General features: G+C 60.1%; 17 protein-coding genes and 1 pseudogene (1 of these 18 only partly in view). 7 read left to right on the top strand and 11 right to left on the bottom strand.

The window, feature by feature from the left end:
• Positions 1 to 9: 9 nt before the first annotated feature.
• The gene (glyQ, locus tag CK911_RS16835; protein WP_042021076.1) at positions 10 to 960 is read right to left on the bottom strand and encodes a glycine--tRNA ligase subunit alpha; all 951 of its coding nucleotides are present in this window, start codon (positions 958 to 960) and stop codon (positions 10 to 12) included.
• Positions 961 to 1,196: 236 nt separating this feature from the next.
• On the opposite strand from glyQ, the gene CK911_RS16830 reads away from it, so the two are divergent.
• Together CK911_RS16830 and CK911_RS16825 are read left to right on the top strand one after the other, a co-directional pair.
• A complete protein-coding gene (locus CK911_RS16830) occupies positions 1,197 to 1,772 on the top strand; it encodes a DNA-3-methyladenine glycosylase I (protein WP_098972749.1) in 576 nt (191 codons plus the stop codon).
• Between the two features lie 78 nt (positions 1,773 to 1,850).
• Positions 1,851 to 2,189, top strand: coding sequence for a hypothetical protein (locus tag CK911_RS16825; protein WP_042021073.1), 339 nt, complete (start codon positions 1,851 to 1,853; stop codon positions 2,187 to 2,189).
• Positions 2,190 to 2,305: 116 nt separating this feature from the next.
• On the opposite strand, the gene CK911_RS16820 is transcribed toward CK911_RS16825, so the two are convergent.
• The gene (locus tag CK911_RS16820) at positions 2,306 to 4,342 is read right to left on the bottom strand and encodes a bacteriohemerythrin (RefSeq protein ID WP_098971388.1); all 2,037 of its coding nucleotides are present in this window, start codon (positions 4,340 to 4,342) and stop codon (positions 2,306 to 2,308) included.
• A 254-nt stretch (positions 4,343 to 4,596) separates the two neighbouring features.
• Here CK911_RS16820 and CK911_RS16815 point away from each other — a divergent pair, with 254 nt between their 5' ends.
• Positions 4,597 to 5,253 (top strand): OmpA family lipoprotein, encoded by a 657-nt coding sequence (locus CK911_RS16815; protein ID WP_042021071.1) that lies wholly within the window; start codon positions 4,597 to 4,599, stop codon positions 5,251 to 5,253.
• Positions 5,254 to 5,386: 133 nt separating this feature from the next.
• Here CK911_RS16815 and CK911_RS16810 read toward each other — a convergent pair.
• The 3 genes and pseudogenes from CK911_RS16810 to tusA form a co-directional block, all read right to left on the bottom strand.
• A pseudogene (locus CK911_RS16810) lies at positions 5,387 to 5,485 on the bottom strand (endoribonuclease L-PSP); the annotation flags it as partial.
• A gap of 10 nt (positions 5,486 to 5,495) precedes the next feature.
• Positions 5,496 to 5,843 (bottom strand): RidA family protein, encoded by a 348-nt coding sequence (locus CK911_RS16805; protein ID WP_098971384.1) that lies wholly within the window; start codon positions 5,841 to 5,843, stop codon positions 5,496 to 5,498.
• 21 nt (positions 5,844 to 5,864) lie between these two features.
• Positions 5,865 to 6,110 (bottom strand): sulfurtransferase TusA, encoded by a 246-nt coding sequence (gene tusA, locus CK911_RS16800; RefSeq protein WP_098971382.1) that lies wholly within the window; start codon positions 6,108 to 6,110, stop codon positions 5,865 to 5,867.
• Positions 6,111 to 6,279: 169 nt separating this feature from the next.
• Here tusA and CK911_RS16795 point away from each other — a divergent pair, with 169 nt between their 5' ends.
• Positions 6,280 to 6,471 (top strand): hypothetical protein, encoded by a 192-nt coding sequence (locus CK911_RS16795; protein WP_005339471.1) that lies wholly within the window; start codon positions 6,280 to 6,282, stop codon positions 6,469 to 6,471.
• A gap of 75 nt (positions 6,472 to 6,546) precedes the next feature.
• On the opposite strand, the gene CK911_RS16790 is transcribed toward CK911_RS16795, so the two are convergent.
• From CK911_RS16790 to CK911_RS16765, 6 genes are all read right to left on the bottom strand, one after another.
• The gene (locus tag CK911_RS16790) at positions 6,547 to 7,785 is read right to left on the bottom strand and encodes an ABC transporter substrate-binding protein (protein WP_068979279.1); all 1,239 of its coding nucleotides are present in this window, start codon (positions 7,783 to 7,785) and stop codon (positions 6,547 to 6,549) included.
• Between the two features lie 6 nt (positions 7,786 to 7,791).
• Positions 7,792 to 9,234 carry an ATP-binding protein gene (locus tag CK911_RS16785; RefSeq protein WP_042021062.1) on the bottom strand — a complete coding sequence of 481 codons (1,443 nt, stop codon included), beginning with the start codon at positions 9,232 to 9,234 and terminating at the stop codon, positions 7,792 to 7,794.
• Entirely contained in the window at positions 9,231 to 9,953 is a 723-nt protein-coding gene (locus tag CK911_RS16780) for a response regulator (RefSeq protein ID WP_042021059.1), read from the bottom strand. The genes CK911_RS16785 and CK911_RS16780 overlap by 4 nt, the downstream gene beginning before the upstream one ends.
• A gap of 278 nt (positions 9,954 to 10,231) precedes the next feature.
• A complete protein-coding gene (gene fadA / locus CK911_RS16775; RefSeq protein WP_205125021.1) occupies positions 10,232 to 11,416 on the bottom strand; it encodes an acetyl-CoA C-acyltransferase FadA in 1,185 nt (394 codons plus the stop codon).
• A complete protein-coding gene (gene fadB / locus CK911_RS16770) occupies positions 11,417 to 13,564 on the bottom strand; it encodes a fatty acid oxidation complex subunit alpha FadB (protein WP_098971378.1) in 2,148 nt (715 codons plus the stop codon). It lies immediately after the preceding gene.
• Positions 13,565 to 13,768: 204 nt separating this feature from the next.
• Positions 13,769 to 15,706, bottom strand: coding sequence for an acetoacetate--CoA ligase (locus CK911_RS16765; protein ID WP_098971376.1), 1,938 nt, complete (start codon positions 15,704 to 15,706; stop codon positions 13,769 to 13,771).
• Between the two features lie 190 nt (positions 15,707 to 15,896).
• Here CK911_RS16765 and pepQ point away from each other — a divergent pair, with 190 nt between their 5' ends.
• The 3 genes in view from pepQ to CK911_RS16750 are tightly spaced (at most 36 nt apart) and all read left to right on the top strand, a layout consistent with a single transcriptional unit that may run on beyond the window.
• Positions 15,897 to 17,219: a Xaa-Pro dipeptidase gene (pepQ, locus tag CK911_RS16760; protein WP_098971373.1), complete on the top strand. Its 1,323-nt coding sequence runs from the start codon at positions 15,897 to 15,899 to the stop codon at positions 17,217 to 17,219.
• Positions 17,219 to 17,836, top strand: coding sequence for a YigZ family protein (locus CK911_RS16755; RefSeq protein ID WP_098971371.1), 618 nt, complete (start codon positions 17,219 to 17,221; stop codon positions 17,834 to 17,836). Before pepQ ends, CK911_RS16755 begins: the two co-directional genes overlap by 1 nt.
• Before the next feature lie 36 nt (positions 17,837 to 17,872).
• Positions 17,873 to 18,630, top strand: the 5' portion of a protein-coding gene (locus CK911_RS16750; protein ID WP_098971369.1) for a TrkH family potassium uptake protein. It continues 700 nt past the right edge of the window; 758 of the gene's 1,458 nt are visible here — the first part of the coding sequence; the start codon lies at positions 17,873 to 17,875; the stop codon falls past the right edge of the window.

Raw genomic sequence — 18,630 nt, 5'->3', positions numbered from 1 at the left:
GTCCGTTCCTTAACCTTGCTGCTCGTTGCTGTCACGACGCTGGCGCTCTTCGTCGCTGCGCTTGCACATGGGGAAACCCAGCGCTTCGCGGGAGGCGTAGTAGGCCTCGGCCACGGCCTTGGTCAGGGTGCGAATGCGCAGGATGTAGCGCTGACGCTCGGTGACCGAGATGGCCTTGCGGGCATCCAGCAGGTTGAAGGAGTGAGCGGCCTTGAGGATGCGCTCGTAGGCAGGCAGCGGCAGCGGTTTTTCCAGTGCCAGCAGGTGTTGGGCTTCCTTCTCGTACTGCTCGAAGCAGTGGAACAGGAAATCTACATCGGCGTGTTCGAAGTTGTAGGTGGATTGCTCCACTTCGTTCTGGTGGAACACGTCGCCGTAGGTGGTCTTGCCCAGCGGGCCGTCAGACCAGACCAGATCGTAGACGCTGTCTACGCCCTGAATGTACATGGCCAGACGCTCGAGACCGTAGGTGATCTCGCCGGTAACCGGCTTGCACTCGAGGCCGCCAACCTGCTGGAAGTAGGTGAACTGAGTCACTTCCATGCCGTTGAGCCACACTTCCCAACCCAGACCCCAGGCACCCAGCGTCGGGTTTTCCCAGTTGTCTTCCACAAAGCGGATGTCGTGGATTTGCGGATCCAGACCCAACTCTTGCAGCGAGCCGAGGTAGAGCTCTTGAATGTTGTCGGGGGAAGGCTTGATGATCACCTGAAACTGGTAGTAATGCTGCAGGCGGTTCGGGTTTTCACCGTAGCGGCCGTCGGTCGGACGGCGGGACGGTTGCACGTAAGCGCAGGCGATGGGCTCAGGGCCCAGTGCGCGCAGACAGGTCATGGGGTGGGAAGTACCGGCACCCACTTCCATATCCAACGGCTGAATAATGGTACAGCCCTGGCGGGACCAGTAGTCCTGCAGCTGCAGGATCAGGCCCTGAAAGGTTTTGACATCGAATTTTTGCATAATTTTTTTTCGCGCGAAGTGAAAATCAGAGCAAGATTTGCTGAATGTGAACCGAGGGAGTATACCGTCTGGCATGGTCGGATAATAGGCGAAATTGCTGGGGATTCGCGAGATGGCGCCCCGTTATGGCGGGTTAGCGGCGGGTTGGCGCCGGATGTTCACGGGATGATCTGCCCACGGGGTGGGAGGATATCGGGTATCAGTGAGAAGAGAGGAGATAGCCAAAGATGAATGAGATGGAACTGCGTTGTGCCTGGGTGACCCGTGATGCGGAATATATTGCGTACCATGACCAGCAGTGGGGTCGGCCGGTTTATGACCCCCTCGAACTGTTTGCCAAGCTCTGTCTCGACGGTCAGCAGGCTGGCTTGTCGTGGCTCACCATCCTCAAGCGCACCGGGAGCTATTACCGTGCCTATGCCGACTTTGATCCGGTGCTGATCGCCCGGTTCGACGAGCAGGATGTGGAGCGGCTGATGCAGGACACCGGCATTATCCGCAACCGGCTCAAGGTGCAGTCGATCATCAAAAATGCCCGCGCTTATCTGGCGTTGCAGGAGCAGGGCATCGACTTTGCCGATTACCTGTGGACCTTTGTCGGCGGTGCTCCCATGGTCAACCAGCGTCAGGGCAACGGCGATATTCCGGCCACCTCACCGGAGTCGGATGCCATGGCGAAGGCGCTCAAGAAGCTCGGCTTCAACTTCGTCGGCAGCACCATCTGTTACGCCTTTATGCAGGCGGTGGGAATGGTGAACGATCATCTGGTCAGCTGTCCTTGCCACAAAGAGTGTCAAAAGACGCCACTCTAAGCCTCTTTGTTGCATCCGGTTCAGTCGGTATACAGTGATGGGCGTTCAGAATCTCGCTCCCAACTTAAGGAGTCATTCATGTCTTTCATCACTGTTCGCGGACGCACTTGTCGTGCCCTGATCCTGGCTTGTGCCACCCTGTTGACCTCACTGCCTGCACTGGCTGTCAAAGAGGCGCGCGATATTCGTCAGGATGGTCGTAGCGACGCGCGTGACGTTCGTCAGGATAGCTACAACGGTCATCAGGATGCCCGCCACGATGCCCGTGATGTGCGTCAGGATGGCCGCCCGCAAGCCCGCGATACCAAGCAGGATTGCCGTCAGGAAGAGTACCTGAACAACGTCGACTGCCGTCAGGACAAGCGCCAGTTCAAGCAGGACGTACGTGAAGAGGCGCGGGATATCCGCCGCCGCTGATCCTCGCTTCATGGTAGCGGCGCCCGATGTGGCCAACCGTTGGCAGCAAAACAGTGTGACATGAAAAAGGCTCCCGATGATGGGAGCCTTTTGGCATCTGGCTGCCGGGCGGCGGCTTACTCTACCCCCGCCTTGATCAGGCATTCGCTGTACTGCTTGTCCACCTTGAAGATGTGGTTGAGCAGCCAGTTCTTCAGAAAGATGATCAGCTCCATGTTGAGCTCCTGCTCGTCGGTATCTTCGCGCCGGATCAGGGTATCCAGCTCGGTCAGCAGCTTGGTGTGCTCCTGCTTGTGGCGCTGCAACTGGGGATAGCGGGCCCGCTCCATGCTACGCTCTTCGTCGGCAAAGTGCTGGGTCGCCAGTTTCAGCAGCTCGTCGAGACGCTGCTTGCGCTGCTGAGCCGGGCTGTTGTCCCGTACCGCGTGATAGAAGCGGTTCATCGCCTCGAACAACCCCTGATGCTGCTGATCCACGCTGGCCACCCGCACCATAAAGGCTTCGTTCCAGTGCAGCAGATCGTGCTCGTGGCCACTGAGATCCTGCTGGTTCACTTCGAACTGATCGCTGATAAGGCCGATCTCCTCGTTGGCCTGATTGAGATCCCGGGTATGGGTGCGGCTCTCGCGGGCCAGATCCAGACATTCACGGGCAATATGGGCAACCTGCATGACGTTGCGGTTGGTCTCTTCGGCGACCTGCGCCTGTTGTTCGGCGGCGGTGGCGATCTGGTGGTTCATATCAGCCACCCGGGTGATGGCGGCGACGATGGCGTCGAGGGTTTCACCGGTGCCAGCAGCCTGATTGACAGCCTGCTCGCTGACGTTGCGGGTGGTGTGCATGGTGGTCACTGCGTGGCGGGTGTTGTGCTGCAGCGCTTCAATCCGCTGCTGGATATCGATGGTGGCGGCTTGAGTGCGGGTGGCCAGCTTGCGTACCTCGTCGGCGACTACCGCAAAGCCGCGTCCCTGTTCGCCGGCGCGGGCGGCTTCGATGGCGGCATTGAGGGCCAGCAGGTTGGTCTGCTCCGAGATGGTGCTGATTACCTGCAGTATGTTGCCGATCTGGCTGCTCTCCTGATCCAGCCGGGTCACCTCACCGGCTGATTGCTCGATATGGGTGGCCACCTGACGGATCAGGGTGATGGTCTGGCTCACCTGCTGCTGACCATCGTGGGCTTGCTGCTGGGTGAGCAGGGTATCCTGGCTGGCCTGCTCGGTGTTGTGCTCGATATTGTGCACCGTGGCGGTCATTTCGTTGATGGCGGTCGCCAGCAGATCAGTACTTTGCTGGGCCTGCTGCATGCTGCTGAGGGTGCTGCCGGAGTGCTCCATCAGCAGTGCCATCTTGTCGTGGGTCTTGTGGGAGACCTGCTGCACCGAGCCGATCAGGCTGTCGATATTGTCGAGGAAGCGGTTGAAGACGGTGGCGAGGTAGGCGAACTCGTCCTGCCCGCGGCTGCGTAGCCGGAAGGTGAGGTTGTGGCTGTGATTGGCCAGCTCGACCAGCTGGGTCATCAGTTGTTGCAGCGGGCGCACCGTCTTGAGATGGATCAGCAGCAACATCAGCATGATGATGGTCAGGCTGACCACCAACAGCAGCAGATCCTGGCTTTGCAGGGCACTGCTTTGGGTGGCGATCTCCCGCTCCTGGCGCATCAGCTGTTGTTGTTGCTGCTCCAGCGCCCCTTCCACCTGAGTGGCGATGCTACCGGTTATCGCGTCAAAGCCCTCTCCCGGCTGCTTCATCAGGCGGTTGCCCGCTTCGCGCTCCCCCTTGAGGTAGGCATCGACCATCTGTTTGCCCACCTCGAGCTGGCGGGTGAGCAGAGGGGTGAGGGCGCTTTGCAGCTGTGGCAGGGTGCCGAGCAACTGGCGGGCGGCCTGCGCGTGCTGTTCCGCCGCGGCGATGGAGTCCTGCTCGCCCGAGACGGCAGCATCGGTCAGAAATTGCTGCACCTGGGTGGTGTGATAGCGCAGCTCCTGCAGGGTAATTTGCCGGTTGGCGCTGGTAATCAACTGTTCTGGCAGTTGCCCGAGCCGATCAGTCAGGGTGCTGCGCCAGATGCCCCCCAGCACCATGGTAAACAGGATAACCAGGCTCGCGCCCAACAGCAGATGGCGGATCGAGAGGTTGCGAAGCAGTGCAAACATGGAGAGCCCTCAGAGACCTATTGATAGTGCTTTCAATAGTAGTCAATGGCGTCAGCCAGCTCGCTGCCGTTTGTGACAGGGAGTCGGGTTATATGGGATTGTCTGGTGTTCAGCTCATATCCAGTGCGGTTTGACATAATGGCGGTCATCCACCAGAAGAAGGTGCAATTCATCCCCTGACGTCACACCTTGGCGCGCCTCTGGGGTAGAATGCGCGCCTTCCCGTTTTGAGTCGTTTTTTCAGAGGTTCTTACATGCATTTCAAGATGATTGTTCCGGCGGTTGCATTGGCTGTGGCGCTGAGTGGTTGCACTACCAACCCGTATACCGGTGAACAGCAAACCTCCAAGGCTGTGTGGGGTTCACTGGCGGGTGCCGCGACCGGTGCTGCAGTGGGTGCCATGTCTTCCAGCAAGGGCGATCGCAAGAAGGGTATCTGGACCGGCGTGGCCGCAGGTGCTGCATTGGGTGGTGGTATCGGTTATTACATGGATGTGCAGGAAGCCAAGCTGCGCGAGAAGTTGCAGGGCACCGGCGTCAGTGTCACCCGTAATGGTGACGAACTGATCCTCAATATGCCGAACAGCGTGACCTTCGACAGCTCCAGCTCCCAGTTGAAAGCGGCCGGTGCCAATACCCTCTCCGGCGTGGCCATGGTGGTTGCCGAGTTCGACAAGACCCGCCTGAACGTGGTTGGTCACACCGACAGCTCAGGTTCCCGCGATCTGAACATGAAGCTCTCTCGCGATCGTGCCGACGCCGTTGCCGCCCAGCTGATTGGCCAGGGCGTATCAGGCAGCCGCATCTCTACCCGTGGCGTTGGCCCGGATCAGCCGATTGCTTCTAACAGCACCGCTGACGGCAAGGCGCAAAACCGTCGCGTCACCATTACCCTGACCCCGACCGCCTAAGTCGTCCGGTTTGTGGTAACGAAAAGGCCCCGCCAGCGATGGTGGGGCCTTTTCATTTATGCCGTTGCGAGCAATGGCTGCTCCCTTTTCCCCTTGCAGGAGAAGGGTTGGGAATGAGGGGGAGAACCGCCTCTTAGACCGCGGCAGTCAGCTGCACCTCTACCTTGTAGCCTTCGTGGGCGAGGCGGGCCTGTACGCAGGCGCGCACGGGGGCTGTGTTGGCGTCAGGCATCCTGCTTCGTTTAGACAGCCGCAGTCAGCTGCACCTCTACCTTGTAGCCTTCATGGGCGAGGCGGGCCTGTACGCAGGCGCGCACCGGTGCGGTGCCAGCCGGGATCCAGCTGTCCCACTGTTCGTTGAAGGCGGTGATATCGCCAATGTCCTTGAGATAGATGTTGGCCATCAGGATCTTGTCGACGCCGGAGCCGTTGGCTTCCAGCAGGCGCTGCAGGCTGGTCAGCACTTCGCGGGTCTGCTGGTGGATATCCGCCTCTTCACTGACAGGGACTTCTACCACATAGAGGGTGCCATTGTGGATGACCACATCTGACCAACGCTGGGTGGTGCCGATTCGGGTAATGGTTGTCATGGATTGCTCCGGTACTGGGGCTTATTGACCCTTGCGGATCAGATAGCGGTAAGGGGCCTGCTCTATCTCGCTGGCGATCAGGGTGTGATCCATAAAGCGGCAGAAACTGGGGATGTCGCGGGTGGTTGAAGGGTCGTCGGCGCTGACCAGCAGGGTCTCGCCATCCGCCATCAGCCGCACTTTCTTGCGAACCATCATTACGGGTTCCGGGCAACGAAGCCCGATTGCGTCCAACTCATGGGTTGCGTCGCAGAATAAATCACTCATCTATTATCAACCTTCAACCTATTCGGCTGCCAATGATACTCAGGGCTAAAAAATAATCAAATAAACGCCCTGCCAACCAGCATATGTAACCAAAATGTTATTTAACCCTATCCAGTGTGCGCCGGACGAGTAATATAAAAATTGCACCATATTCAACAAGGAGGTGAATATGCAGGTTTCCTACGGCAGATTACAGGCCTACGCAGGCATGGGGTTCTTGTCTTTCGCCATGATAGTGATGGGCAGCCCGATCGGGAATACCGGTACCTGGTTCGGCTCCATGGTGATGGTCGGATTGGGGCTCTGGATCGAGCTCAGCGATTACTATGACGAGGATGAGGACGAAAACGATCAATCCTGAATCGGATGACGATTCAACAACAAAGGCGGAGCAATTCCGCCTTTGTCATTTCTGCCGTTTGGCAATTTGTCCAGATCAGCGGGTCGAACGCATGGCCCGTTCCAGTTGCAGCGCCGTCTGTTGCGGGTCGCCTTTGGTGTCATTGAAGAAGTTACCGAGCACGTCAAAGATGGCCTGACGCATATTGGTCGGGGTGGCCATCCCCTCTGCCATGCTGGGTAGCAGGTTGTCCTGCTTTTCCGCTTGCAGGAAATCCTGATAGGAGTGGATGGCGCAGCGGTCAAACTTGCTCATATCAGGGTTGGTCAGCGCCGGAATTGACCCCTTCACCCGATTGAACTCCTGCTGGAATTTCGGCGTCATCAGCAGCTGGGCCAGGTCGCCCTGGGCTTGCAGCTGGGCCGGATCCCGCTGCTTGAACATGGCGATGGAGTCGAGGTTGTAGCTGAACAGCCCGGCGCTGCCCGGGCTCGGCAGGCAGGCGATATCCTCGCCCGGCCGGTAGTTCCCCGCGCTCAGCTCCCCCTTCACCCAGTCCCCCATCAACTGCATGGCGGCACCACCGCTCTCCAGCAGATTGGTGGCCTGATGCCACTTCAAACCGGCGTATTTTTGCGGTACGTAGGCACGTAGCTGGTGGAAGCGGGTCAGTACCCGCACCATGTCGGGGCCGGTCAGGGTGGCGCTGTCCTGTTCGAGGAACGCTTTACGGTAGAACTCTTTACCGCCCTCACCGAGCGCCACCGTTTCAAACAGCACCGCCAGCTGCCAGGGTTCGTTGCCGATGGCGAGCGGCGTGATGCCCCGTTTTTTAAGCTGCTCGGCGACCGTGATGAACTGGGCCCAGTCATCGGGTGGCGTCAGCTTTTGTTGCTCGAACACCTTGCGATTGAGCCACAGCCAGTTGACCCGATGGATACCGGTCGGCACCGCCATCAGGGCGTCATGTTGGCTGAGGGTCGCCCGCACCATGGGGGGCATTTTGGCATACCAGCCGAGGTGCTCGGCCATCGGGCTCAAATCGCGCAAGAAACCGAGACCGGCCCACTCCTTGAGCTCGTAACCCTTGAGGTGCGCAGCCTCCGGCGGGTTGGCTGCCAGCGCCCGGCTTTTCAGTACCGTCATGGCGCTCTTGCCGCCGCCCCCTTGCACCGCGAAATCATTCCACTGATTGCCTTGGGCAGCCCATTCGGATTTGAGCTCTTCCACCGCTTTCGCTTCACCACCGGAGGTCCACCAGTGCAGCACCTCCACCTGGGAGGCGGAGGCAGAGCCACAGAGCAGAGCAAGCAGGGAGATCGGGAACCACTTCATGGGCAACTACCTTGGGAGAGAGAGGGTGGCCTGCAGGCCGCCTTGCGGACGATTTTCCAGCACCAGATCGCCGCCATGGGCGTGGGAAATATTGCGGGCGATGCCAAGGCCAAGGCCGGTTCCCGCCTGATCGGTGCTGAGCCGGTAGTAGGGTTCGAAGATGCGTTCGAACTGATCTTCCGGCAGGCCGGGACCTTCGTCCATGATGAACAGGATCAACATTTCCGCGTCATCCATGATGATGATGCGCACCCGCTGGCCGTACTTGATGCCGTTATCCACCAGATTGCCGATGCAGCGTTTGAGCGCCAGCAGCTTGCCGCGATAGGGCCACTTGCAGTGCCCCTCGATAGTCAGTCGCTCGTCGTGCAGGTTCATCGACTCCGCCATCTGCTCCAGCAGGGCGTTGATGTCGATCTCCTCGATATTCTCGTGGATGTCGGTCTCTTTTACCGTCTGCAGCGCCCCTTTCACCATCAGCTCCAGCTCGTCGAGATCCTTGTTGAACTTGCCGATCTGCACCTCGTCGTCGAGCAGCTCGACCCGCAGCCGCAGCCGGGTGATGGGGGTCTTGAGGTCGTGGGAGATGGAGCTGAACAGCCGCTCCCTATCATCGATATAACGGCGAATGCGGTGCTGCATGATGTTGAAGGCGCGGGTGGCCGCCACGATCTCCGACGCCCCCTCCTCTTTCAGCGAAGGCTGGTCGATATCTTTGCCCAGATTGACCGCCGCCTTGGCGAGACGGCGCAGCGGGCGGGTCTGCCAGCGCACCAGCATAAAGGTGAAGAAGCAGAGGAACACTGTCATCAGGGCGATAAAGCGCACCTGATTGCTCGGCATCACGGTATCGTCGAGGGTCATGTAGGGGGCGGGCAGCAGGGCCGCCAGATAGAGCCACTCCCCCTTTTCAATTTCGATCTGGGTCACCAGTACCGGCGGGTTGAGCGGTTCCAGCGACAGGGTGTAGCGAGCCCAGGAGGAGGGGAGATCTGCCAGCAGGGTGTCATTGTTGAAGACGTGAAGGTCGTCGGGTCGGGAGAAATCCACCTTGATCGCCATGGCATCGGAGAGCTTGCGGGTCAGCACCCCCTGCACCTCCTGCAGCACCAGCGTCTTGCGTTCGCTGTCGGGGATGGCGTTGATGTGGATCTCTTCCTCGTTGAGCGAGACGAAGAAGCGGCTGCCGCCCATGTTGCGCAGCTGGTCCAGCGCGATATGGCGATACTGCAGCGGCAGGGATTTGAAGAAGTTGACGGTGGAGGCGGCGGAGAGCGCCAGGTTGCGGGTGGTGCTGATCATCCCCTCCAGCTCCCGCTTCTGGATCTGCTGCATCCAGATGCCGGTCAAAATGGTCTGGGAGAGCAGGATGGCCAGCAACAGCAGCAGGATCATCCGTGACAGCAGGGAGCGGGGCACCAGCGCCCCCCAGGACCACTTGTGGCTCATGGCAGCTCGTGCACCTCGGCAATCAGCATGTAACCGCTGCCGCGAATGGTCTTGATGATGCGCGGACTCTTGCCGTTATCGCCCAGCTTCTGGCGCAGACGGCTGATCTGCACGTCGATGCCGCGCTCCATCGGCAGGCTCTCGCGACCGCGGGTGGCATCGGAGATGGTATCCCGATCCAGCACCAGCCCGGGCTGCTGCAGGAACATGCCGAGCAGCATGGCATCGCTGCCGGAGAGATCCAGCAGGCTGCCATCGTCATGGGTCAGCTGGTGGCTCAGGGTGTCGAGGGTCCACTCGGCAAAACGCAGGCGGCGGCTCGGCTCTTTCTCTTTTTCCGGCTGGCGGAATTCGGCGCGGCGCAGCAGTGCCTTGATGCGGGCCTGCAGTTCACGGGGGCTGAACGGCTTGGCAATATAGTCGTCGGCGCCCAGTTCGAGGCCGATCACCCGATCCGCTTCGTCGGAGGCGGCGGTCAGCATGATAATGGGCACCTGGGAGTCACGACGGATCTGCTGGCAGAGGGTAAAACCGTCCTCGCCGGGCATCATGATGTCCAGAATAATCAGGTCCGGGCTGTGCTGGGCGAGTTGCTGGCGCATCTCGTTGCCACCGGCGGCCGTCAATACCTGAAAGCCCGCCCGGGTCAGGTACTCATTGAGCAGCTCGCGGATCTCTTGGTCGTCATCGACGATCAGCAGTTGTTTGCTCATTGACATATGTATGTGCATCCACCCATTTTTTTGTGCAGATTGAACCTGTCGGGGGAGTAAAAAGCAAGCAAGCCCCCCATCTAATGTGAGGTTTAAGGCAATAACAGGCTATTGATAAGGTTAAAACGAAAAAAGGCCGACCCAAACGGGACGGCCAACAGATAACTTCTGACTACTGACGATCACCCCGTGTGGCTCTCGTCACAGACTTGAAAAGGGGCCAGTCAGACTGACCCCGAAAAGGGACAACACTCAGTCATGCATCCCGTCGATCCGGCTGGTTATCACACCCGTTCAAACACGGTGGCGATGCCCTGACCCAGACCGATACACATGGTGGCAACCCCCAGGGTGGCGTCCTTCTCCTCCATCAGATTGATGAGGGTGGTGGAGATACGCGCACCAGAGCAGCCGAGCGGGTGGCCCAGCGCAATGGCGCCGCCGTTCAGGTTTACCTTCTCGTCCACCAGATCCTGCAGACCCAAATCCTTGACGCAGGGCAGCGACTGGGCGGCAAACGCCTCATTCAGCTCGAACAGGTCGATATCACCGACGGTCAGACCGGCACGCTTGAGCGCTTTCTGGGTCGCCGGCACCGGGCCGTAGCCCATGATGGCGGCATCACAACCGGCGATCGCCATGGCGCGTACCTTGGCACGGGGCGTGAGGCCAAGGGCCTTGGCGCGATCCGCACTCATCACCAGCATGGCGGCGGCGCCGTCAGACAGGGCTGATGAGGTGCCGGCAGTGACGGTGCCGTTGACCGGGTCAAACACCGGGCGCAGCTGGCTCAGGGTTTCGACCGTGGTCTCCGGGCGGATCACTTCGTCGTAGTCGTAGAAGAAGCGGGCGCCGCTGGCGTCATGGCCTTCCAGCCCGACGATCTCCTTGGCGAAGCGCCCTTCCACGGTCGCAGCATAGGAACGGCGATGGGAGCGGGCGGCAAATTCGTCCTGCTGCTGGCGGCTGATACCGTGCAGCTTGCCGAGCATTTCGGCGGTCAGCCCCATCATGCCGGAGGCTTTCGCCACCGACTTGGCCATGCCGGGGTGGAAGTCGACGCCGTGGCTCATGGGCACGTGGCCCATGTGCTCGACGCCGCCGATGATGAAGATGTCCCCATCACCTACCTGAATGGCGCGGGAAGCGTCATGCAGCGCCTGCATGCTTGATCCGCACAGGCGGTTGACGGTGACCGCCCCCACCTGCTTCGGAATACCAGCCAGCAGTGAGGCGTTACGGGCGATGTTGAAGCCCTGCTCCAGAGTCTGCTGGACGCAGCCCCAGTAGATATCCTCGATCTCGTTCGGGTCGAGGTTGGGGTTGCGCAGCAGGATGGATTTCATCAGGTGCGCGGACAGATCTTCTGCACGCACGTTGCGGAAGGCGCCGCCCTTGGACCGGCCCATGGGGGTCCGGATACAGTCGACAATGACTACGTCTTTCATGAATGGATCTCCTTTCCGCAATCAGTAGAAGGTTTTGCCCAGGGCGGCCATCTCACGCAGCTTGTCGCTGACGCGGTAGAGCGGGCCCAAATCGGCATACTGGTCGGCCATGGCCACGTAACGATCCAGACCAATGGTGTCCAGATAGCGGAATACGCCGCCGCGGAAGGGAGGGAAGCCCAGACCGTAGACCAGTGCGATGTCGGCTTCGGCTGGGGTGGCAACAATGCCCTCTTCCAGACAGAGCACCACTTCATTGATCATCGGGATCATCATGCGAGCTATGATGGCTTCCTTGTCAAAGTCCTGCTTCGGCTTGGCAATGGGGGCCAGCAGCTCGTAGGCAGCGGCGTCGGCCACCTTCTTCGGCTTGCCCTTCTTGTCTTGCTCGTAAGAGTAGAAACCCTTGCCATTCTTCTGACCGAAGCGGCTCACCTCATACATCACGTCGATGGCGGTGCGACCTTCCTTGCTCATGCGTGCCGGGAAACCCTGCGCCATCACATCACCGGCATGGTGACCTGTGTCGATGCCGACCACGTCCAGCAGGTAGGCGGGGCCCATCGGCCAGCCGAACTCCTTCTCCATCACCTTGTCGACGGCGGCGAAGTCGGCACCATCGGCAACCAGCTTGTTGAAGCCGAAGAAGTAGGGGAACAGCACCCGGTTGACGAAGAAGCCAGGGCAGTCGTTGACCACCACCGGGGACTTGCCCATGGCGGCGGCATAGGCCACCACGCGGTTGATGGTTTCATCGGAAGTCTGCTCGCCGCGGATGATCTCCACCAGTGGCATGCGGTGTACCGGGTTGAAGAAGTGCATGCCGCAGAAGTTCTGCGGGCGCTTCAGCCCCTTGGCCAGCAGGGAGATGGGAATGGTGGAGGTGTTGCTGGCGAGCACGGCGTCTTCGCCAATGATCCCTTCCACTTCGCCCAGTACGGCGGCCTTCACCTTGGGATTCTCGACCACGGCTTCGACCACCAGATCAACATGCTTGACGTTGTCATAGCTGAGGGTCGGGGTGATGGCAGAGAGTACCTGGCCCATCTTGATGCCGTCGATGCGGCCCTTCTCGAGCTGGCCGTTGAGCAGCTTGGTGGCTTCGCCCATGCCAAGTGCCAGTGCCTTCTCGTTGATATCCTTCATCACCGCCGGAATGCCCTTGCTGGCAGACTGGTAGGCGATGCCGCCGCCCATGATGCCGGCACCCAGTACGGCGGCGTGGCCAGTGGCCTTGCTCGCCTGCTTGGCAGCCTTCTTGGCCAGCGCCTTGATGTGCTGATCGTTCAGGAAGATACCGACCAGCGCTTTGGCGACATCGGTCTTGGCCAGCTTGATAAAGCCCTGTGCCTCGACCACCAGAGCCTCGTCACGGCCCATGCCAGCAGCCGCTTCGACGGTTTTCACCGCAGTCATCGGCGCCGGATAGTGTTTGCCCGCCACGGCGGCAACCATGCCCGCAGCGGTGGTGAAGCTCATCATGGCTTCCAGTTTGGAGAGGCGCAGCGGCGCTTTTTTGGCGGCGCGACGGCTCTGCCAGTCCAGCTTGCCCGCGATGGCGTCTTTCATCATCTGCAGCGCAGCGCTGTGCAGCGCGTCGGGGGCGACCACGGCATCGATGGCGCCCACCTTGAGGGCATCATCGGCACGGTAATCCTTGCCGGTGGTGATCCACTCCAGCGCGTTGTCGGCGCCGATTACTCGCGGCAGACGGACGGTGCCGCCAAAGCCCGGCATGATGCCGAGTTTGGTCTCGGGCAGGCCAATCTTGGCAGTGGTGTCAGCCAGACGGAAGTCGGTGGAGAGAATGGTTTCACAGCCGCCGCCCAGGGCGTGGCCCTTGATGGCACAGAGGGTCGGAACCGGCAGATCTTCGATGGCGTTGAAGATGTCGTTGGCCTTTTTCAGCCAGCCGAGCAGATCTTCTTGCGGCAGATCGAACAGTTCCAGGAATTCGGTAATATCGGCGCCGACGATAAAGGCGTCTTTGCCGGAGGTGAGGATCAGACCTTTTAGTTCACGTTCTTGTTGTAATGCGGCGATCGCTTCGCTCAGGGAGAGCAGGGTAGCGCGATCCAGCTTGTTGACTGAACCCGGGGCATCAAACCTCAGTTCGGCAATGCCGTTTTCGAGGTAGCTGACCGACAGGGTTTCGCCTTGGTAGATCATGAGAGTGTCTCCTTGTTCCCACTCAGTGGGGGGTGTTGCTCCTTTATCCCCTGCAGGGGGCGAGGCTCACTATTGATCCAAAAGGAGACATTTTCAACACCTATTTAAAACATTTGTTTAACAGTTATCGAGTAAAAGCTCCTCATCACAAAACGGGCAAAAGAGAGGCGCCTTGCGGCGCCTCGGATGGATTTGAGTTTGTTATCAACTGGCCAGTTCTGGCCGGTTGCGATACTGGTTCAGCACCTCGGGATCGGCGAGGGCATGGGTATTGTTGACGGGCCGGTTGTGTACCACTTCGCGCACCGCCAGTTCGACGATCTTGCCGGACTTGGTTCGGGGGATGGCATCTACCTGCAGGATGCGGGCGGGCACGTGGCGGGCGGTGCAATGTTGCTTTATTTGCTGGCGGATCCGCTCGCGCAGCGGCTCGTCCAGCTTGCAGCCCGCCTTGAGCTTGACGAACAGCACCACCCGCTCGTCCTGCTGCCACAGCTGGCCGATAACGATGCTCTCTTCCACCTCGTCGAGTTGCTCGACATAGCGGTAGATCTCGCTGGTGCCGATGCGCACGCCGCCCGGATTGAGGGTGGCGTCGGAGCGGCCGTAGAACAGAATGCCGCCGGTCGGGGTCAGCTCGATCCAGTCGCCGTGGCACCAGATATTGTCGAACCGCTCGAAGTAGGCTGCGTGGTACTTGTCGCCGCTCTCATCCCCCCAGAAGCCCACCGGCTGGGCCGGGAACGGCTTGGTGCAGACCAGCTCGCCCTTTTCGCCCTGCACCGGCTGGCCCGCCTCGTTGAATACCTGCACCGCGAGGCCGAGGCCACGCCCCTGACTCTCGCCGCGATAGACAGGGCTGAGCGGGTTGCCGATGACGAAGCAGGAGCAGATGTCGGTGCCGCCGGAGATGGAGCTGAGCTGCACATCCTGCTTGATATGCTGGTAGACGTAGTCGAACCCCTCCGGCGACAACACAGATCCGGTGCTGCAGATCAGCCGCAAGTGCGGCAAGTCGTGAGTGTTGATGGGGGCATAACCCTGTTTGTGCAGCGCATCGAGATACTTGGCCGAGGTGCCGAACAAGCTGACCTGCTCATCGCGGGCCAGATCCCACAGCACCTTGCCGTCCGGATAAAACGGCGAGCCATCGTAGAGCACCAGGGTGGCGCCGGAGGCGAGGGCGCTCACCAGCCAGTTCCACATCATCCAGCCACAGGTGGTGAAGTAGAAGATCCGTTCCCCCGGTTTGATATCGCAGTGCAGTTGGTGCTCTTTCAGGTGTTGCAGCAGGGTGCCGCCAATGCCGTGCACGATGCACTTGGGTTTGCCGGTGGTGCCGGAGGAGTAGAGGATGTAGAGCGGATCGTTGAAGGCCATCGGTTCGAAGGCGAGCTGGGCACCGTGCTGGCTCGCCAGCAATTGCTGCCAGTCGTGGCCAAGTTGCAGCGGGTTGCCGAGCAGGGGGATCATCACCGTCTGCTCTATGCTGCCTAACTGGCTCACCACGCTGGCGACCTTCTGCTGAATGTCGATCCCCTTGCCGTTGTAGCGATAGCCATCCACCGCAAACAGCACCCGGGGACGGGTCTGGCCGAAGCGTTCCACCACGCTGGCTTCGCCGAAGTCGGGGCTGGTGGAGGTCCAGATCGCCCCGAGGCTGCTGGTGGCCAGCATGGCAACCACGGTTTCCGGAATATTGGGCAGATAGGCGGCAACCACATCGCCACGACCTATGCCCTGATGGCGCAGCCACTGAGCCAGCCGGGCCACCTGATCACTCAATTCACGCCAGCTCAGAGTGCGGCTTGGGCTCCCTTCGATGCGGGATATGATGGCCGGACTCTCGTCCTGACGGCGCAGCAGGTTCTCGGCGAAGTTGAGGCGGCTGTCGGGGAACCAGCGGGTGCGCTGCATATCCTGACGGTTCTCCGCCACTATGTTGCCGAGCTCGCCTTTGACGCCGCAGTGCTGCCATACCAGCGGCCAGAAACGGGTGGTCTTCTCCACCGACCATTGGTAAAGCTGCGGATAGTTCTGCAACTGCAAGCCGTGGAAACGGTTCACCTCCGCCATAAAGCGATAGAGGTTGGATTGCTGCATCCCGAGCGGATCCGGTTGCCACAGGCAGAGGTTGTCCATGAGTAATCCCTGACGTCATGTATCTAGCGGCAGTGTATTGAATTGTTTTTGATTTGTTAATGATTGGTTTTCTGTTGATAACAAACACTTTGTAACGCATGCGTTACCTCACGAAGCGGCAGCTTGACGGGTCGAGCCGCCCCGAGCTTGGTGTTATGCTGCTATCACATTCACCTCGGAGCAGGACGCCATGAGCAGCTACAGCCAACTTTTTGCCCAGCACCTCGATACCTTGCAGCAGCGCACCCGCGACATTCTGCAACAACAGGGGCTCAGCGGACTGGCCATCCACTCCGGCCAGACCCACCGCATCTTCCTCGATGATCAGGATTACCCGTTCAAGGTAAACCCGCACTTCAAGGCCTGGTTGCCGGTGCTGGACAATCCCCACTGCTGGCTGCTGGTGGACGGGGTGAACAAACCGGTACTGCTGTTCTATCGTCCAGTGGATTTCTGGCACAAGGTGGCGGATCTGCCCAATGCCTTCTGGGTCGAGTTCTTCGATATCCGTTTCCTGACCCGACCGGAGCAGGTGGCCGATCATCTGCCTGCCAACAAGCAGGAGTGGGCCTATCTGGGCGGTCATCTGGAAGTGGCCGAGCTGCTGGGGCTGACCCAGCCCAATCCGGAAGCTGTGCTCAACTACCTGCACTATCACCGCGCCTACAAGACCCCCTACGAGCTGGAGTGCTTGCGCGAGGCGACCCGCATCGGCGTGCGCGGCCATATTGCCGCCAAGGACTCCTTTATGGCAGGGGCGAGCGAGTTTGAGATCAATCTGGCCTATATGAAGGCGGTCGGGCAGGGGGCCAATGAGGCGCCCTACGGCAATATCGTCGCCATCAACCGCAACGCGGCCATCCTTCACTACACCCATTTGTCTGCCTTGCGGGTGCCGGATGCGGAGCGCCACTCCTTCCTGATCGATGCCGGCGTCGATTTTCACGGTTATGCCTCCGACATCACCCGTACCTGGGCGTGGCGTCGTGGCGAGTTTGCCGATCTGATTGCTGCCCTCGACGAGCAGCAGCAGGAGATCATCAAGGAGATCAAACCGGGTCGCCGCTATAGCGAGCTGCACCTGCAGATGCATCACAAGCTGGCGCGCCTGCTGCAGACCACCGAGCTGGTGGACATGTCGGTGGACGAGATGATCCACACCGGGGTGACCAACGTCTTCTTCCCTCATGGCCTCGGCCACTTCCTCGGTCTGCAGGTGCACGATGCGGGTGGTTTCATGCAGGATGAGCGCGGCACCCACCTGGCGGCCCCCGAGCTGTTCCCCTATCTGCGCTGCACCCGGGTGATGGAGGTGGATCAGGTGTTCACCATCGAGCCGGGGCTCTACTTCATCGACAGCCTGCTGGAGCCGCTGCGTCAGGGCGAACAGGGCAAACGGGTCAACTGGAACAAGGTGGAGGCACTGCGGCCGTTTGGCGGCATCCGCATCGAGGACAACATAGTGCTGCACGCCAACGGGGTGGAGAACATGACCAGACAAGCAGGGCTCTGATGGCGGTAGCGTACTCCATTCCGGCCGCCCCGCTGGAATTGACCGAAGAGATAAAGAAGAGCCGCTTCATTACCCTGATTGCCCACACCCCTACCGTCGAGGCGGCCAAGGGGTGGGTCAACGAGATCAAGCGTCAACATCCGACCGCTCGCCATCACTGCTGGGCCTTTGTGGCTGGCGCGCCGCAAGATAGTCAGGTCTATGGCTTCAGCGACGATGGCGAACCGTCTGGCACGGCGGGCAAGCCGATCCTGGCCCAGCTGATGGGGTCGGGGAACGGTGAAATCTGCGCCGTGGTGGTGCGTTACTACGGCGGTATCCAGCTTGGCACCGGTGGACTGGTCAAAGCCTATGGAGGCGGTGTCGGTGCGGCCCTCAAGCAGCTGACCACCCTGCTCAAGGTGCCGCGTACTCCCTCTCTCATTCACTGCGATTACGGTGACATGGGGACAGTCGAGTCGCTGATCAGCAGCCACAATGGCGAATTGCTGGCGGCCGATTACGGTCAGCAGGTCACCTTGCGGGTGGCATGGGAATCCTCTGTTTGGGCTCAGATTGACCGTGAATTGACCGACCGGACTCATGGACGGGTATCCCTCAGTCCCTTAGATGGCTAGAATCCATCGCTCTTTAATAGGGAAAAGGGAGCTGTAATGCACATTCTGAGCATCATTCGCATTGTTGGCCTGCTGGTTGCGCTGTTCAGCTCGACCATGCTGTTGCCTGCGCTGGTGGCCTTCGGCTATCGGGATGGGGGTGGTGCCGAGTTCGTCAGCTCTTTTCTGATCGCCCTGCTGCTCGGCGTGGTGCTCTGGTTTCCCAACCGCTATCACAAGAAGGAGATGCGCTCGAAAGAGGGCTTCCTCATTGTGGTGCTGTTCTGGACCGTGCTGGGCAGTGTGGGGGCTGTGCCTTTCATCATGAGCGACGTGCCGGACATGTCGGTCTCAGAAGCCTTCTTCGAATCTTTTTCCGGCCTGACTACCACGGGGGCGACGGTACTTACCGGGCTCGATAATCTGCCCAAGGCGTTTCTGTTTTACCGCCAGCTGCTGCAGTGGCTGGGGGGGATGGGGATCATCGTACTGGCGGTGGCCATTCTGCCACTACTCGGGATTGGTGGCATGCAGCTCTACCGTGCCGAGATCCCGGGGCCGGTGAAGGATACCAAGGTGACGCCGCGTATCGCCGAAACGGCCAAGGCGCTCTGGTTCATCTATCTGTTGCTGACCGCGCTCTGTGCGCTGGCCTATTGGCTCGCCGGGATGACGCTGTTCGATGCGGTGTGCCATTCGTTCTCGACCCTGTCGGTCGGTGGCTTCTCCACCCACGATGCCAGCATCGGTTTCTTCAACAGTCCGGTCATCAACCTGATTACTGTGGTGTTCCTGCTGCTGGCCAGCGTGAACTT

The sequence above is a fragment of the Aeromonas sp. CU5 genome (assembly GCF_002586745.1).
In the GTDB taxonomy this organism is placed as follows: domain Bacteria; phylum Pseudomonadota; class Gammaproteobacteria; order Enterobacterales; family Aeromonadaceae; genus Aeromonas; species Aeromonas sobria.
Note: the sequence above shows the minus strand (reverse complement) of the source record. Positions and strands in the feature narration are given on the sequence as shown.

Bases quoted from the DNA above. Each gene is read 5' to 3' on its own strand.
- CK911_RS16790 (WP_068979279.1), bottom strand. From the start codon at position 7,785: ATGAAGTGGTTCCCGATCTCCCTGCTTGCTCTGCTCTGTGGCTCTGCC.
- pepQ (WP_098971373.1), top strand. From the start codon at position 15,897: ATGAGCAGCTACAGCCAACTTTTTGCCCAGCACCTCGATACCTTGCAG.
- glyQ (WP_042021076.1), bottom strand. From the start codon at position 960: ATGCAAAAATTCGATGTCAAAACCTTTCAGGGCCTGATCCTGCAGCTG.
- CK911_RS16780 (WP_042021059.1), bottom strand. From the start codon at position 9,953: ATGTCAATGAGCAAACAACTGCTGATCGTCGATGACGACCAAGAGATC.
- CK911_RS16795 (WP_005339471.1), top strand. From the start codon at position 6,280: ATGCAGGTTTCCTACGGCAGATTACAGGCCTACGCAGGCATGGGGTTC.
- CK911_RS16815 (WP_042021071.1), top strand. From the start codon at position 4,597: ATGCATTTCAAGATGATTGTTCCGGCGGTTGCATTGGCTGTGGCGCTG.
- CK911_RS16820 (WP_098971388.1), bottom strand. From the start codon at position 4,342: ATGTTTGCACTGCTTCGCAACCTCTCGATCCGCCATCTGCTGTTGGGC.
- fadB (WP_098971378.1), bottom strand. From the start codon at position 13,564: ATGATCTACCAAGGCGAAACCCTGTCGGTCAGCTACCTCGAAAACGGC.
- CK911_RS16830 (WP_098972749.1), top strand. From the start codon at position 1,197: ATGGAACTGCGTTGTGCCTGGGTGACCCGTGATGCGGAATATATTGCG.
- CK911_RS16765 (WP_098971376.1), bottom strand. From the start codon at position 15,706: ATGGACAACCTCTGCCTGTGGCAACCGGATCCGCTCGGGATGCAGCAA.
- CK911_RS16825 (WP_042021073.1), top strand. From the start codon at position 1,851: ATGTCTTTCATCACTGTTCGCGGACGCACTTGTCGTGCCCTGATCCTG.
- tusA (WP_098971382.1), bottom strand. From the start codon at position 6,110: ATGAGTGATTTATTCTGCGACGCAACCCATGAGTTGGACGCAATCGGG.
- CK911_RS16755 (WP_098971371.1), top strand. From the start codon at position 17,219: ATGGCGGTAGCGTACTCCATTCCGGCCGCCCCGCTGGAATTGACCGAA.
- CK911_RS16805 (WP_098971384.1), bottom strand. From the start codon at position 5,843: ATGACAACCATTACCCGAATCGGCACCACCCAGCGTTGGTCAGATGTG.
- CK911_RS16785 (WP_042021062.1), bottom strand. From the start codon at position 9,234: ATGAGCCACAAGTGGTCCTGGGGGGCGCTGGTGCCCCGCTCCCTGCTG.